The organism is Anaerococcus nagyae, assembly GCF_040364225.1.
Taxonomy (GTDB): Bacteria; Bacillota; Clostridia; order Tissierellales; family Peptoniphilaceae; genus Anaerococcus; species Anaerococcus nagyae.
This window is the reverse complement of the sequence record NZ_AP031484.1, coordinates 343,935-360,260: the sequence shown is the minus strand read 5'-3', so window position 1 is coordinate 360,260 and position 16,326 is coordinate 343,935. Positions and strand designations below refer to the sequence as shown.

The following is a 16,326-nucleotide window of genomic DNA, read 5'->3' as shown; positions in this document are numbered from 1 at the left end:
AATGTATTTTTTTGTAAATGATTATAATGATATTGGAAGAAAAGATATTCTTCAAGCTCTATTAAATGCACAAGATGAGTATAACTTAGGCTATGGTTTTGATAGCCATAGTGAAAATGCCAGAAATCTAATAAAAAAAGCTTTAAAAAACGATGATGTAGATATACACTTTATTCCTGGAGGCACCGGCGCAAATGTTTTAGGTCTTGCCTGTGGAATGAATCAACAAGACTCAATAATTTCAGTAAGCACTGGACATATAGAAGGCCATGAAGCTGGTTCTATTGAAGCAACAGGTCTAAAGATAGAAACTATAAATTCAGATAATGGTAAACTAAGCTTAGAACTCTTAGAGGAAAAATACTCTCACTTTAACAGTGAATATGTAACAGTTCCTAAAAAAGTCTATATATCAAATACAACAGAGCTTGGAGAAGTCTATATAAGAGATGAAATAGAAGAAATTTATGACTTTTGTAAATCACATGATATGTATCTATTTATGGATGGAGCAAGAATAGCCCACGCATTGGCAAGTGAAAAATGTGATTATACTTTATCTGATCTAAGCAACCTATGTGATATTTTTTATCTAGGAGGAACAAAAAATAGCTTACTATATGGAGAAGCCCTTGTCATAGTAAACAATGAATTAAAGAGAAACTTTATCAACCTACAAAAGCAAAAATCTTCACTTATGGCGAAAGGTTTTGTAAGTGGGATAATGTTTGAAACAGTATTTTCTAAAGAAAATGGATACCTAGAAGGAGCAACGCACGCCTATAAAATGGCCAAGAAACTAGCAGAAGGTTTTACATCTAACGGATATGAATTGGCTTACCCATTTGAATCTAATCAAGTTTTTGTAAAATTAAGTGATGAAAAAGTAGATAGCCTCAAAAAAATAGCAAAATTTGAACTTATGGGCAAAAGAGATAACAACAATATAGGTCGCTTTGTAAGCACTTATAGGACAAGTAATAGTGATATAGAAGGATTTTTAGAAGAAATATAAAATAAAAACAACTAAATGAGCTGAACCCCAAAATCAATAATAAGGATTGAAGGACTCAGCTCAAAATGTCTACTATATAATATTATTTTAATTTTTTAATATCTTTTTTAGCATCTTTAGCTTTATCAGCTACATCATCTGCTAGGTCCGCACCTTTATCTATTGCCTTATCTTTTGCTTTTTCTCCCTTTTCTTTAGCATCTTCTGCTATATCTTCGCCCTTTTCTTTAAGTTCTTCACCTTTTTCTTTGGCTTCTTGTGAAATATCTTGACCTTTTGCTTTAATATCCCTGTAAGCTTTTTTGCTCTTATCAGCTACATCATCGATTATTTCTTCTCCTCTATCAGTTTCAGCTGATAGTTTTTTTGTCTGACTTGTAGCTTCCTTTATAGCTGGTGCATTTTTATAAATCCAGTAAGCAGCTCCTGCTGCTGCCCCTGCTATAAGTATAGTTTTTCTTCTTTCTGCTCTCTCGTATTCTTCGTCTTCAAAGATCTCCCATTCTGGCATATGATCTTTTGGATCAAAATGTTTTACCTTATAAGCTGTTGTTGCAAGATTTACTACATCTCCTGCATCTAAAAGACCTAATTTGTGATTTAATTTAGCTAAATTTGTTAATGTTTTTAATTTTGACATAATACTCTCCTTTTGTTTATTAATATATACCCACTTTTTTGCCTAATATAATATTTGACAATCTTCGCACTCTTCGTCTTCTTCATAGTTATAAATAAATCCACTATCTATTTTTTCCCTATCTCTAAGACCACGTCCTTTAACCAATGTATCACCATAAAATAATTTTTGATCTGTCTGATCACTTTCATGTATGGAGCAAGAACTCAATCCCAAAAATATGACCACTATGAAGATTAACTTTTTCATATATCAGACCTCCCTAACTCCTACAGCATGAGGATTTTCCTTTAGGCAAATAAATAATTTCATATTACCTATTTTATCTTCTTTAATATCATATTGATAAAATTCTATATCTGGCCCTAAGCCATGAAAATATTTTTTATTTGGAAAATACTCTTTATAAACATAATCATAGGCTTCTTCCAAGTTTTCACCATCAACGCCTACTTCTAAGTATATGGACTCATCTAGTTCGTAAGTTCTAAATCTATTTTCCTTTATTAGGTTATCATCAGAAAGTTCAAATCCAACAGAATATATATATGATTTATCTATAGCATTATATTCTAATAAACCAAATGCTGATCCTAGCTCTTTTAATATATTCTTATATTTACTTAAAAATTCATCTCTAATAGGCTTTGCTTCATTCCTCTTACATATCTCAAAGCTTCTTACAGCTATTTTCAATGCTTGTTTCTTATCCACATTAACTTGCATAGTATCTCCTTATTAACTATATAAACCTTTATACCCTAAAATAACATATTTATATTAAATAGTTGAAAACGTTATAATTTATAATATAATTGAATATAGAAAGATAATTATCTAACAATATATATTATTGAAATGGAGGAGTATATTTGAAAAAAAGAGGTAATTTACTAGCTATTATGCTAGCAACATCTATGGTATTTGCAGGGTGCGCAAACGATAACAACAAAGAGGATGATAAAAATGAGCCAGCTGTAGAAGAAAGTAAAGATAAAGAAACAACTGAAACTACAGATGAAAAAGAAGATACAACCGATTCTAAAGAAACTACTGAAAATAAAAATTCGGAAAATAATGATGATGAAAATACAGAAAATGTTGACAAAGAAGATAAAAAAAACGATGAAAAAACAGCAGACGAATCTTCTACAGAAGAAGGAAATGTTGTTCTTCACAGAGCTTATCCAGCCACTGAAGGTAGATCTTTCCCAACTATAGTAGTAGCAACAAGTGGTGATAAAATTGTAGATGCCTTTATTGATGAATATCAGTTTTTTGACAAAAATTCTGAATACAAAGGTGTCCCAAACTCAGATAAAGAATTTGGTGAAGGTGTAAAAGAAGGTAGAATCCTAGCTTCAAAAATTGATAACGAAGAGCTCTACTCTGAAGAAATGAAAGAAGCTGGTGGGGAAGCTACACTAATGGATAACTACAATGCCATTATAGACTATGTGAAAGGTAAAACCATAGATGAGCTTGAAGATTTCATCTCTAATAATGAAGATGAAGAAATTATTGATGCTTTAACTGGAGCAACATTCAAATCTACACCTGAACTATTAAAATACGTTGTTGACACAGCAAAAGATGATATGTTCACTATAAGTGGTACAGCCGAAAATCCAGATGATATAACATTAAAATATGCTATAGGAGCTCCTCATGGAGAAAAAAGCTTTGGAAATGCTGTAGTTGCTCTTGAAGGAGATAAGATTATAGCAGCAAGTATTGATGAATACCAATATCTTGAAGCAGGCAAAACAAAATTAGATGTTAAAAGTGACTTTGCTAAAAGCTATGCAAAAGATAATATTGTTCTAGGAAGTAAACTAGAAAATGATGAAGCTTATTCCACTCTTATGAAAGATAAGGCTAAAGCTACAAAATCAATCAAAGAAAACTTTGAAGCAATCGAAAACTTTGTTGCAGGAAAAACTATAAATGAAGTCAAAGATGTAATAGCAGATGCCAAACCAGGTGAAGCTATAGAAGCAGTATCAGGTGCGACATTAGTTGATACAGCTGGTTACCTTCAATTAATAGTTGATGCAGCTGAAAAATAATAAATAAATTAACAAAATGGGCTGTTGCAGAATGAACAAATCGTCCCAAAACCATCAGAAGAACAAGCTCTATAGAAATTTTGTATCCACGAGCCTACAGGCTATATAAAAAATTTCCTAAGAGTGCCTTCTGATGATGGAACGATAAATATTCATAGTTTTGCACCAGCCCCATTTTATATTAAATTAGTTCTCAAAAGTAAAATTAGCATGACAAGCATAAGAATTATGCCAATCATGGTAAAAGCATCTATTCTTTTTTTTAATGCAAGTATAACTAATGATATGGATAATAGAAACATAAATAAAAATATCTGCAAAAATTTATATTCACTATTATTAACCATAAAATAAACCATAGCGATAATACCTATCATAGTGAAAGCTATAGCTATATACCTTTTCATTTTTTTTCTATCTAAAATATAGTCTAAGAAGCTAATAATAGCCACTGTCATAAGGGCTGGCCATATCATATTTTTTATAAGTAAAATTTCCATAACTTCCTTCTACTTGCTATAGCTATTAAAATAGAGAACGCTCCATTCACTCCGTTCGGACAAGATGGTAATCCATGGTTAATACCCCAACCCATTTCGACTGGAGCTAAGCGATAGTGGAGTGAAATGGAGAAATCTCTTGTATTCGTAATAGTAAGTAAATTTAAAACTCATAGCTAATTGAGATCTCTCCACTCTCTTCGTTCGGTCGAGATGGATAATTAAACTCCATTGATCTTTTCGACCAGAGTGGAAAAATCTAACCTCTAACCATTTCGACCAGAGTGGAGAAATCTCAGATTATTAATAATCAATATTTAATTTATTTAGCTACCAATAAATCGCTTCTAATATAGCCTGTCTGACCATCTATAGATATCCTTGACCAATCATCGGATTCTCCTAGCTTTAGTATCTCATCTCCTGCTTCTACTGTAGTCATGACATTTGAGCTTTCGCTTGGAGCTACTCTTACATTTACTACGTTTTCTACAGTATACATAACACCATCACCGCTATCACTCGAATCGCTGTCAGTCCCTTGAGTATTATCAGCATTTTCTTCTGTTTGAGTATTTACTGTGTCCGTATTCTCTTTGGAATCCACATTTGATTTTTTTTCTAAGGACTCATCTGTTACTTCTTGTTGAGCTTCACCTTTAGGATGTCTCACAGACACATAATTGTCATCAGAAGAACAAGCTGTTGTTGCTAAAATTAAACTTAAAATAGCTACTATCTTAAATTTATTATTCATCGTCCCCTCCAAATAATTCATCGATTTCATCTTCAGCATACATATAATCTGTTATTATGATTCCTAATATATTTGCATTTTCTTTTTCTAATTGCTTGATAGATTCAAATGTTTGTGGACTATTGCTTAAATCATAGCTTGAAAATACAACCACTCCGTCAGATTTAGCCGCAAACATATTTGCTTCTGGTATATCTCTATTTGCCGTAAGATTTATAAATACATAGTCATATCTATCATGTGCATTTGTATAAAATTCTTTTATCGCTTCGGAGTCTAGGTACTTATCCGCATGACTTGCAACATCTCCTGTATAAATATAGGATAAATCCTCATAGTTAGGATCAGTCACTACAGCATCATCTATAGAATAATCTCCAAGAATAATATCTATAAATCCCTTGTCCTTATTATTTTCGGTTACTTTTGCCAACTCATTATCACGTAAATTAGCATCTACCAATAGAACCCTATCCCCATCTTCTACCAAATGACGAGATAGAGTCACTAAACTTTCTATTTTTTGAGCTTTCTCACTTGATGCAGTAAATGCAACTGTTACAAGATCAGTCCCTAACTTTTCTGTAAGTCTATCTTCTAGATTATAAAAAGATTGCAAAAGTATTTCTCTGTTTTCATCTACTTTTTTTCTAAACATCTAAGTCTCCTTTTTCATAAGAAGGAATTCTACCTAAAACTTCATATTTGCTAGATGACACATTGTCCTCAGAAGCATTTTCTATTTCTTTTTTATCAATTACTTGAGTTGATCCACTTTCATAACTTACTGAATCATTAGAAGCTTCTTTGCTAATCTTCTTTCCTTGAGCTTTCTTTATTCTTTTAATAGGTTTGTCTTTAACTTCTCTTACTTCAGTAAGTTCTTCAGATGTTTTTTCTGTGTTTGCTCCTAATTTTTTGTTAGTATTATTTATATGAATCATATCAAAAATAGCCCAAAGTAAGAATCCTAAACCACCTGTAAATAAGGCGTATCTTAAAGTATTGTCTAGTTGGCTAGCAGATCCATATGAATACTCCATAACCTTGGCCCCAGAATTATATATATTATTTAAAACTCTTACAGTATAATCAGCATATTGATCAGCCAAATCCTCTGCTCTTAGTTTATTATTATCTGTAACAACAATGTCAATAATTGATGAATTTTCAACAGGTCTGATCTCTAGCTTATTGTCAAGCTTACTAGTAGGCCAGTCAATTTTAAGCGTTTCTAGTGTTTTTTGCTTAATCTTTTGACTATTGACTGTTGCAGCATAGGTTGCTGATGTTGCAGCTGCATCATTGATATTCTCTATATTAGTTGTAACTACCTTTGATTGGGCCTGATATTCTTTGTATCCACCAAAATTCAAACCAAAGTAGGTTACCATTCCAATTATTATCCCAAAAATAATAGCTGATGGGATTGCTGAAAATAAGGATCTTTTATTTTCCATTCTTTCCTCCAAATTCATTCGCACCCGCTAGCATGAACTTACGAGCCTCTTTAATGTTTATCTTTTCTGTAATTTCCTTATGTCGTCTCAAAAATTGTTCTATATATAGTTTATAAGTCTTAGGAAAAAGAGCACGAGATAGCATTCCTTTATCATAGAAAAACTTCTCATCATAACCTGTAAACCAGGTTGATTCATCATTGTAGACCTTTGCTATAAGTTTTGTACTTGTCCTAAGCTTAAGACCTACTTTAAGGCAATCTCTTATAAATAAGCTATCTTCTCCAGATCCATTGCCAGTTCCTGCACCAAAATACGTAGAAATTGAAATATTGTTTCGCCTTATACTTTCTTTTTTAAATACAAAATGCACTGATCCGTATCTTAGAGAATTATATATCGAAAGATCTTTCTCTTCTTTAACCTTTACAATTTCTTTGCCATCTTGATATATTATAGTTTTAAATATGAAAAAATCCACATTTGGATGAGCTAAGAATTCATCTTTAATCTTTTTAGAATAGCCACTTTCAAATACTTCATCATCATCTGCAAAAACTAAAATATCTGATCTTGAATTAAGTATAGCAAGATTTCTACTAATACCAAGTCCTCTAGTATCTGATGAAATCATCCTTACTTTATAATCACCAGTGTCGATTTCTTCATAGGCATTGTAGTCTGTCTGATTTATTATAAGAGCATCTGTTTCTAGGTTAAATCTCTTATAACAATCTATAGACTCCTCATTCATTGTCGATATTAGAATCTCTATATCCATATTAAACCCTCGTAGTCTCAGCCTTTTCCCAAGTAGCTTTGCTCTTGCCTGTGACCTGATTGTGGGCACCTTTAAGTTGCGCTGTCATCATCATCGTATAATAGTACGGGAAATATAAAACTTTATTTGAAGTTCCTGTAAGTTTTCCAATTATTGCGAGTATAAAGAAAATCACTTGTCCTATAAAAAATACCCTATAAAATATACCCGCATTTATCAAAGCTAAATTTGATATAAACAATACTATATGGTTAAAAGCTTGTAAAAACCTTAGAGTCTTGTGGTTAAAGTGAAAGAAAGAAAACCAACCATACTTAAAAATATTTAGTCTTTTTAGGTTGGTAAATATATTTGATAGAATCCTTCTTTGCATTCTAACTTTTCTCTTATACTCATCCTCGGCTGTCTGTCCTGCCTTTTCAACTGCTATAGCATCTGGATTGTACAGGGCTCTTTTTTTATTAAGACCTGCATATAAAGGCATTTCATAATCGTGGCTACTTACCAAGTCATAGTGTCTATAATCTTTCTTCCTTACAGCATAAATAGCCCCATTGCCTGCAGCAATAGTTCCTATTTTTGACTCAATTTCCCTCATACCAAGCTCAAAGTCCCAATAGGAATTTTCAGCCACTGCAGATGCTACATCATCATCCTTAGCATAGATTAATGATCCACATACATACTCTATAGAATCATCTGTAAAATAGCTTACAAGTTGATCAATAGCATCCTCTTTAAACATAGAATTAGCATCAGAGAAAACTATAATCTCTCCTTTTGCAACATCCACCGCTTCATCCTGAGCATTAGTCTTACCGAGATGATTTTTTACAGTATTAACCTTGATATCATACTGAGGATGAGTCGCTATAAACTCTTCTACTAAAGCAACTGTCCTATCACTTGACGCATCATTAGCAACTATCACTTCATAAGAAGGATATGTACTTTGTATAATATTTTCTAATTTTTTTTCTATAACTTTTTCCTCGTTATAAACTGAAATTATGATTGATACAAAAGGTTTATAAGTTAAATCCTTTTCATTATCTCTCTTTAATATCTTATCTAAAATGATAAGAGTTAAAGGATAACCAATCATAGCATAGAATATAGCAAACAGTGCTATAAAAAATATAATCTTCATCTTCTCTCCAATCACTCTTAATTATATAATATATACTACCTATTTCAAAGTTTTTCTTATATAATAGTTAATAGAAATTTTTAAAAAAGAGGTATATATGCAAATCGAACTAGATATTTTACAATCCCTAGGTGTAGCAATAATAGCCTTTATCCTAGGACAATCAATTAAAAATAAAGTAGAATTCTTCAAAAAATTCTTTATTCCTTCTCCTGTAATAGGGGGACTAATTATTAGTATTATAAACCTAATACTGAGCCAAAGTGGACTTTTGTTTGTAAAATTCGATGAAATTATTCAAGACTTTTTCATGAACATATTCTTTACCTGTATAGGTCTGTCATGCAGTTTTAAAGTTCTTAAGAAAAGTGGTTGGTTAGGTCTAAAACTTGCCATAGCAATTATTATACTTTTACCACTTCAAGATCTTATAGGAGTAGGACTTTCTTATGTTTTAGGCATTAATCCACTTCATGGCATAGCTATGGGTTCCACATCTATGACAGGAGGTATAGGCTCTGCAGTAAGCTTTGGGAAGATTATGGAAAGCTATGGAGCAACTAATAATACGACAATAGGAGTAGCAGCTGCAACCTTTGGACTTTTAATAGGCTCTTTGGTAGGAGGACCAACAGCAAAAAGACTAATCCGTAACCATAATCTAAAATCAAAGGGCATTTTATTAGAAAGAAATAAAGAAGAAGTCAAAAAAGAAATTAACCAGCAAAGTCTAATGCAAGCAATCATAATAATTGCTCTAGCATCATTTTTAGGAACATTTATCAATAAACTTTTAGGACATACAAGCATCAATTTCCCATACTATGTAGGCTGTCAATTTGGTGGACTTGTAGTAAGAAATATATATGACGGATTCAAAAAAGACGTAAAGATAGATAATGTTGAGATTTTAGGAAACATCTCTCTAAATCTTTTCCTAGCCTTAAGTCTTATAAATTTAGACATAAGTGCAATACTCGGTCTAGCCCTACCAATGTTTATAATCATGTTTGCTCAAGCAATATTTATATCAATATACACAAGCCTAGTTACCTTTAACATTACAGGTAGAGATTACGATGCAGCAGTAATGGTAGCTGGACATTGTGGAGTAGGACTAGGACAAACACCAAATGCCATTGCAAATATGGAAGCAATTATAGAAGAAGAAGGACCCGCAGACGTTGCAATGTTCGTCTTCCCAATAGTGCTAGCTATAGCAGTAAACTTCTTTAATCCTATTGTAATTACGTTTTTTATTAATGCTTTTAAATAAGAAAACTTTTAATACAAATGAAAATTAGTATACTCAATCTTCCCATTTCAACTGGAACGGAGAAACCTCTTTATTCCTAATAGTAAGTAAATTTTGAAACTTATAGCCTATTGAGATCTCTCCGCTCACTTCGTTCGGTCGAGATGGTAGTTCATGGTTAATACCCCAATCCATTTCGATTGCAACAAAGTGATAGCGGAGCGGAATGGAGAAATCTATTGTATTCCTAATAGTAAGTAATAATATGAAACTTAAAGCAACTGAGATCTCTCCGCTCACTTCGTTCGGTCGAGATGGGTAGTTCATGGTTAATACCTCAATCCATTTCGGCTGTAGCGGAATGGAGAAATCTCTTTATTTATATAAATCAGAAATATATAAATATAGGCTTGAGATATCCCCACTCACTTCGTTCGGTCGTGATGGTAGTTCATGGTTAATACCTCAATCCATTTCGGCTGTAGCGAAACGTAGTGGAGCGAAATGGAGAAATCTCTTGTATTCCTAATAGTAAGTAAATTTTAAAACTTATAGCCTATTGAGATCTCTCCGCTTACTTCGTTCGGTCGTGATGGTAGTTCATGGTTAATACCCCAATCCATTTCGACTGTAGCGAAACGTAGTGGAGCGAAATGGAGAAATCTATTATACTCGTATAAATCAAAAAGACGAGCAAAAGCTCGTCCCCTTTTTATAATAACTTCTATTAACTTAATTACAATTTAAAACCTAAAAGAACTATCATCATCTTCAGGCAATAAAATCAAGGCTATCCCAGCAACTGCTGCAACACCTATAGCAACTTTTTTTAGAGAAAGTCCTCTTCTATTTGCCTTTTTCTTTGCTTTGTAGTGTTTCTTTATTGATAAGGTATTGTAATTTTTATAAACTGACCCAGGCGTATTATATAAAGTATTTGGTCTAGAATCATTAGAATAATAAGTACTTTTCAATTGATAATCTGCTGGTACTTGCCCTTTGACATTAGATTCATTTACAGGGAAATCTAACACCTTATGATTACGGCGAGTATATCTATCATTATTTTCAATTAATGTGGAGTCCTTATTTACTCTATTATATACACTTTCTATGTGATTTTCTTTATAATTAATATCTCCGTTATCAGCCTTTATTACAACTTTAGTATCTTCTGGTATTTCCTTGTAATTCGCTGATTTTCTTTCTCTACTCAAGTTATTATAATTAGAATCTACCTTATCTTGATAATTTGCTCTTTCTTTATCTTGAACAATTTTATCTTTACTTGGAGCTTCAATGTCCTTTTTGATATTCCCATTAGTTTTAATTACAATTGTAGAATTATCTTTTTTGGATTCATTGTAATTATTTTTTATATCATCTTTATAAAAGACCTTATCTTCTGCTTCAGCAGATTTGTTTTTGTTATTTTGGCTTTTAATATTTTTACCGTCAGATTTTATCACAATTGTCGAATTATTAGTAGTATTTTTCTTACTAGAAGTACTTGGCTTAATATCTTCTCTTTCAATTGCTTTTACAGGCACAGCCTTAACATTATTATCTTTAACTATAGATTCGTCAGTAGACGCTTTATAAATTTCTTTTTCTACAATCTTACTATCTGTAGAATTATTAGCTACTTTATTTACAGCTATAGTATCAATTTTTTCTGTTTGCAAATCATCAGTAAGCTTATTATCATTATCCCTGCTATTATCAAAGCCAAAACCAGTATATATCTCTTCTCCACGATCTAGTTTTTTGTCAATATCTTTACTATGATTCTCAGAATTTTCTTTTTTCTCTATATCTTCACTATTATCAAGAACTTCATGGGCATTTTTACTTTGATCTACTTCACTAGGCCCAGTTTTTTCATCATATTTATCAGTCACAATATCCTCCTCGGGTAATCTGTTATAATATTAGTAAATATATACCCAGATTGAGAAAATTTTAAATACAAGGTATTTTAAAATTATCGTTTTGCAACGTAAAATTTGCGTTCCACTTTGCGTTTCATTTTTGGAACGATAAAGTGTTTTTCGTTGCATAATAATAACTTGCATTTGTATCTTAAGTAAATATTCCTTCTTATTTAATAAACCTCAAAAGATTCGTCCAAATACGTCCAAATACAAAGAAGGAAGATTCTTTTTCTCATATCTTAGCTCATAGTCATCTATAGATCTTATAATAGTTTGATATTTACAATCTTTAGAAAATACATATAGTTGACTTGCATGGAATAAATCAAAATCCATCAAAATAAGATCATGCGATGAAATAATTAGCTGTCCTTTCACATTTGACATTAAGAATTATATATACATTTACATCGACTAGATCTAAAATAATAATAGTAGTAAGAATTCAAATTAATAAATCAATCTAATATTTATATTAGAATCTTTAAAGACATTTATCTATGATTGAAAGAAAGAATTTGCTTGTTATGAAGAAGTTGAAAAAAAGAGGTATAAATTTTTACTTTGAAAATTCGTATTCAGCGTGACAAAGAGGAAGTAATGAAAATTCTAATGGTTTATTAAGAGAATATTATCCTAAGAAGACAGACTGTATCTGTTAATGAGCTAATAAAAAACTTAATGGAGCTTAATACTAGACCTAGAAAATGTCTAGGATATCAAACTCCATTTGATTTGTTTATGCACGAACTTAGTTTGATTTAAGTGTCGCAATATTATTTGCAATTTATTATATAATAATGATTATCCTCTTTATTTTTATATAAACTTGCATTTATTATTTTATAAGATTTAGTGATATCCTTTTTAGGGTAAAGCTCGAAAGAACTATTTACATCGACAAATTTTTTATCATCATTTTTTTTATCATCAAATTTTTCTATATTTCTTATAACATAACTGTTATCTGTCTCACCCAGAATAACATATTCAAATTTATTATTTTTCATTAATAACATGTAATCATTATTATTGAAACTAGTTATAAACAGTGTTGACATAACGACAAAATAAAAAAAACCTGCAGCTTTAAAAAGTTCTCTCTTAATTTTGTACTTATAATATAATTCTTTAGTTCTGAAGTGAGGGTTTCTAATAGGAAGATAAAAAGAAATATAAAAACCCCAACTGAAGAAAATATCTAGAATAATTAACACTATTTTCAACCGAAGAACTTTTGAAGTGTTAATATTTATGTATATTAATTTTGATGTAACAATTAAAGATAGCATGAAAATTATAGTTATCAAAATAGTACTAGCCCTATCGATATTATAAGGTCTGATAAATATAAAAGGAGTATAATAAACTAAGTATATCAATATAACCATAGCAATAGATATTATACTGTGCCAATAATTGAATGTTATAAATTCCTGGGGTATTTGCAATAAATGTGATTGTATATTAATAAAAACTCCTTGTATAAAGTTTGCTAGCAAAGGAACAATTAATCCCAGTAAAGGTATTAACTTTACTATATCATTTAATTCTATGTTAAATAGTTTATCTATACTAGTATTATAACTATTAAATAGATAATCTTGTTCAAATTCCTCTATAATGCTCCTGATTTTTTTAAAAAATATTCTATTATTCTTATGTAATTTAAAAGTCATTTTTCTGTTTAAACTCAAATTGTCATAATCTTTTCTAATAATAACTACGATTTTATCTGTTATGTTAATAATATCTTCCACAGTAAAGGGGTGAGTTGAATTATTTAATATTTCATAAATACTCTTCTTTATCTCATCATTATCTAAGTTCATATAAAGTTTATTAGGATTATTTTTTTTTAATTTTAGTATTATTTTTATAATCTCATCAATTATATATTTTTTTGATATATCTAAAATTCCAAAATTATTTAATCTATTCTGATCATTGTCATTTAAATCTCTGTTACAATCTATGTTCATAATTTATCCTTTTAAGTATTACTAAAAAAAGACCCAGAACTAAGTTCTGAGCCTTTCTCTTTTATTGCTTTTTCTTATTTTTCTCTTAGTTTAACTAAACCTTAAGCTTCTTCGTAAGAGTTTCTTCTTTTCATAGCGAATGCTATAGCCATGATAACTATACCTGCTACGATGAAGATTAGTGAACCAATGCCACCTGTTTGTGGAATTGTTACTTTTTTGTTTACTACTTGTTTAGCTGAATTGGCTTCATCTTTTGTATTGTACTTAATATTTACATCTTTTGTAGAGTATGAACCCTTTTCAACTTTGAAATCCACATCACTATTTAACTTAGCATAGTCTTTAGGAGGAGTTTTTTCTTCTAATTTGTAGTCATTGCCGTATGCTAGACCTGTAATCTCAAATTGACCTTGTTCATTTGATTTTAACAATACAACATTAGTATCGTCTTTTTTGCCCCAAGCATAACCTTCACCTGCACCAAGATTATCTTTAACTGCTTTATCATAAGCTTCTTGTGCTTTATCAAATTCTGCTTTAGCTTGTTGACCTTCTTCAGATTCTTGTTCCTCAGGACTTAATGCATCATATTTTGCTTTAGCATTATCTAATGCTTTTTTAGCATTTGTTACAGCAGTGTTATCTTTTTGAGCAGCTTTTACTAAATATTCACCTTTTGAATTTTTAACGTAAAATTCTGCTCCAAGAAGTCTTTCACTTCCGTCTTGATTTGTTTTTACGAATTTTTTACCGCCAGTAACTACCTTTGGTTCTGATGGATTTAATGTATTTGGATTTTTTGAATCTTTATTATCTTTGATTGTAACTACACCATTTTCAAATGAAACATATTCTGGTTCATATCCTGAAACTTGCTCTACAACTCTATATGTCTTATCATTATCAAGATCTTTGAAAGTATATTCAAAATGTTCTGCAGCTGTTACTTCGTGAGAATCAACATCTTTCCATGTTCCATCTTTTTGTTTTTCTTGAAGAGTGAATAGTGCTTTAGCTGTTTTATCAGCTTCTGTAATTTCTTTTCCATCAATAGCCCAGTCTTTTGTAACTTTAATTTCTTTATTTACAGGTTTTCCTTCTTTAGGTTCAGAATCTTTTCCTGGTTTGTTACTATAGTCTAATGCTACGTCGTTTTCATCTTCTACGTCTACTTTAGCATTTTTGTTAACAGTTGCTGTATATTTTAAAGTAATTGTTTGAGCAGCTTTTTCTGCAGCTTTTTCTACTTTTGTTAATCCAGCATCAGTTAATTTTAGTGTGAATCCTCTATCTGTATTAATTACTGTATAATCAGCAGCATCTAATTCTGTGTCACCAAGAGTAGCTTTTAGGTCCTTATTATATGTTAGACCTTCTGTCATTTGGTCAGTCCAAACTAATTTTTTGTATTTAGCATCTTGAGGAATTTCTGTAACTACTTTATAAGGAACTTTGTCGCCAATATTTTTAGTAACTAATCCTTTTTCTCTTCGATTGTCATCAGTTTTAATTTCAACATCTTTATTTTTATCTTCGTTGTTTATTAAATCATCTGTTGAAATACCTGCTGCATCTCCATTAGCTTCTTTATCGAAGTTTTTATCAATCTTTGGAGCTTCTTGTGTGTTTTTTGGATAAACGTGAGCCTTTTTTATAACACCATCGTTATTTACTAAAGGAAGAGTAACTATTGATGGAACAGCTTTTGCAGCTGCTAATTGTTCACCATTTTCACCCTTATAAGTAGATTTTGTTAAGTCTTCTACGATTCTATATTGACCCTTAAGATTACTTGTATTTATTGTAAGACCTTTTTCTTTTGTAAGACCTTCGTATTCTTCTCCTAGATCTTGCCAATCAGCATCCTTATTTACATCAGGGTTTTTTTTAGCTGGTTTTTGAAGTTTAAAATATACTCCAGAAATTTCTTGAGCATTTTCTTCAAAGAATTTTTTTATATCTTCAATTTCATTTCCATTATATCCTTCTTTGTTTACATTATGTTTACCCAATGCTTCTTTGCTCATTAAAATTTTGTGAATTGTCAAAGTTTCAGTTACATCACTTGTAGCAGATGGTGTTTCTGGTGCTGGATCAGCATCACCTTCAGCAGCATTAGCAGATGTGAATGGTGCTACTAGGATTCCTAGAACCATTGCAAAAGCTGATAAGAATGACAATATTCTATTTGTTGCTTTTTTCATATTTTGTTTTCTCCTTTTTATTAAATTTTTTGCGAAAAAGCAATTGTTGATAGAATAATCAATTCTAGAATGATCGCATAATTAATATAGATTATGTAAATTATTAATTATAAATTTAGAATGATTATAATATCAAACAGTGATCCTTAGCGAAAAACTCCGAAAATACTTAAAAGAATCAGTAGTATTTTTTCTAAGGCAAATGATGTCTTAGCATGGTTAGAGACGCTAACCCCAAATTTATTTTACCGAAGAATGTGACAACTGAATACAACTCATTGAATGAATCAATTACTTGAAACGTGCTTACTTTTTAAATATTAAATTAATAAGTTGTTCATATAATATTATACATATTAGCCACAAAATATACAATAGTCTTTATGTAGGAATAGGCTATTTTTAGCGAAATTTACCAACATAATTAAAATTTGTAAGTTTTGTGTGGATTTCCTTGATGAATTTGTATAATATATAATTCATACTTGTTTAATATACTTTGCTTTATATGAATTGCAAGCTATCTTTATGATATCTTAATCATCAATTTGTTATGATTAATTTTAATTCACGAAT

At 30.6% G+C, this 16,326-nt stretch carries 15 protein-coding genes and 1 pseudogene; 4 read left to right on the top strand and 12 right to left on the bottom strand.

The genetic code is table 11. From position 1 onward, the window contains the following. Position 1: 1 nt before the first annotated feature. Positions 2-1,015 (top strand): aminotransferase class I/II-fold pyridoxal phosphate-dependent enzyme, encoded by a 1,014-nt coding sequence (locus ABXG81_RS01610; protein WP_353528959.1) that lies wholly within the window; start codon positions 2-4, stop codon positions 1,013-1,015. 82 nt (positions 1,016-1,097) lie between these two features. Here ABXG81_RS01610 and ABXG81_RS01605 read toward each other — a convergent pair whose 3' ends face one another. The 3 genes from ABXG81_RS01605 to ABXG81_RS01595 are packed head-to-tail and all read right to left on the bottom strand — an operon-like array spanning position 1,098 to position 2,381. After that, entirely contained in the window at positions 1,098-1,655 is a 558-nt protein-coding gene (locus ABXG81_RS01605) for a hypothetical protein (protein WP_288222798.1), read from the bottom strand. Positions 1,656-1,697: 42 nt separating this feature from the next. Then, entirely contained in the window at positions 1,698-1,904 is a 207-nt protein-coding gene (locus ABXG81_RS01600) for a hypothetical protein (RefSeq protein ID WP_117521846.1), read from the bottom strand. 3 nt (positions 1,905-1,907) lie between these two features. Then, positions 1,908-2,381 (bottom strand): effector binding domain-containing protein, encoded by a 474-nt coding sequence (locus tag ABXG81_RS01595; RefSeq protein ID WP_117521847.1) that lies wholly within the window; start codon positions 2,379-2,381, stop codon positions 1,908-1,910. A gap of 146 nt (positions 2,382-2,527) precedes the next feature. On the opposite strand from ABXG81_RS01595, the gene ABXG81_RS01590 reads away from it, so the two are divergent. Then, positions 2,528-3,724 carry a peptidoglycan-binding protein gene (locus ABXG81_RS01590; protein WP_353528958.1) on the top strand — a complete coding sequence of 399 codons (1,197 nt, stop codon included), beginning with the start codon at positions 2,528-2,530 and terminating at the stop codon, positions 3,722-3,724. A 176-nt stretch (positions 3,725-3,900) separates the two neighbouring features. Here ABXG81_RS01590 and ABXG81_RS01585 read toward each other — a convergent pair whose 3' ends face one another. The 6 genes from ABXG81_RS01585 to ABXG81_RS01560 form a co-directional block, all read right to left on the bottom strand. Next, entirely contained in the window at positions 3,901-4,224 is a 324-nt protein-coding gene (locus ABXG81_RS01585) for a hypothetical protein (RefSeq protein ID WP_117521848.1), read from the bottom strand. A gap of 322 nt (positions 4,225-4,546) precedes the next feature. Next, complete coding sequence (locus ABXG81_RS01580) at positions 4,547-4,981, bottom strand: SH3 domain-containing protein (RefSeq protein WP_209814155.1); 435 nt, start codon at positions 4,979-4,981, stop codon at positions 4,547-4,549. After that, positions 4,974-5,639 carry an AAA family ATPase gene (locus ABXG81_RS01575; RefSeq protein WP_316116333.1) on the bottom strand — a complete coding sequence of 222 codons (666 nt, stop codon included), beginning with the start codon at positions 5,637-5,639 and terminating at the stop codon, positions 4,974-4,976. The genes ABXG81_RS01580 and ABXG81_RS01575 overlap by 8 nt, the downstream gene beginning before the upstream one ends. After that, positions 5,632-6,441, bottom strand: a complete 810-nt coding sequence (locus ABXG81_RS01570; RefSeq protein ID WP_288222801.1) for a chain-length determining protein — start codon at positions 6,439-6,441, stop codon at positions 5,632-5,634. The genes ABXG81_RS01575 and ABXG81_RS01570 overlap by 8 nt, the downstream gene beginning before the upstream one ends. After that, positions 6,431-7,222, bottom strand: coding sequence for a glycosyltransferase family A protein (locus ABXG81_RS01565; RefSeq protein ID WP_117521852.1), 792 nt, complete (start codon positions 7,220-7,222; stop codon positions 6,431-6,433). Before ABXG81_RS01565 ends, ABXG81_RS01570 begins: the two co-directional genes overlap by 11 nt. Position 7,223: 1 nt before the next feature. After that, on the bottom strand, positions 7,224-8,372 hold the full coding sequence (locus ABXG81_RS01560; protein WP_117521853.1) for a glycosyltransferase: 1,149 nt from the start codon (positions 8,370-8,372) through the stop codon (positions 7,224-7,226). Between the two features lie 97 nt (positions 8,373-8,469). On the opposite strand from ABXG81_RS01560, the gene gltS reads away from it, so the two are divergent. Beyond that, positions 8,470-9,648, top strand: a complete 1,179-nt coding sequence (gltS, locus tag ABXG81_RS01555; protein WP_353528957.1) for a sodium/glutamate symporter — start codon at positions 8,470-8,472, stop codon at positions 9,646-9,648. Positions 9,649-10,370: 722 nt separating this feature from the next. Here the strand turns inward: gltS and ABXG81_RS01550 are convergent. Further along, the gene (locus ABXG81_RS01550) at positions 10,371-11,528 is read right to left on the bottom strand and encodes a hypothetical protein (protein WP_353528956.1); all 1,158 of its coding nucleotides are present in this window, start codon (positions 11,526-11,528) and stop codon (positions 10,371-10,373) included. Between the two features lie 620 nt (positions 11,529-12,148). Here ABXG81_RS01550 and ABXG81_RS01545 point away from each other — a divergent pair. Then, a pseudogene (locus tag ABXG81_RS01545) lies at positions 12,149-12,326 on the top strand (IS30 family transposase); the annotation flags it as partial. An 11-nt stretch (positions 12,327-12,337) separates the two neighbouring features. Here the strand turns inward: ABXG81_RS01545 and ABXG81_RS01540 are convergent. Both ABXG81_RS01540 and ABXG81_RS01535 read right to left on the bottom strand, forming a co-directional pair. Continuing rightward, positions 12,338-13,543 carry a hypothetical protein gene (locus ABXG81_RS01540; protein ID WP_353528955.1) on the bottom strand — a complete coding sequence of 402 codons (1,206 nt, stop codon included), beginning with the start codon at positions 13,541-13,543 and terminating at the stop codon, positions 12,338-12,340. Between the two features lie 101 nt (positions 13,544-13,644). Continuing rightward, positions 13,645-15,750: an isopeptide-forming domain-containing fimbrial protein gene (locus ABXG81_RS01535; RefSeq protein ID WP_353528954.1), complete on the bottom strand. Its 2,106-nt coding sequence runs from the start codon at positions 15,748-15,750 to the stop codon at positions 13,645-13,647. Positions 15,751-16,326: the final 576 nt, after the last annotated feature.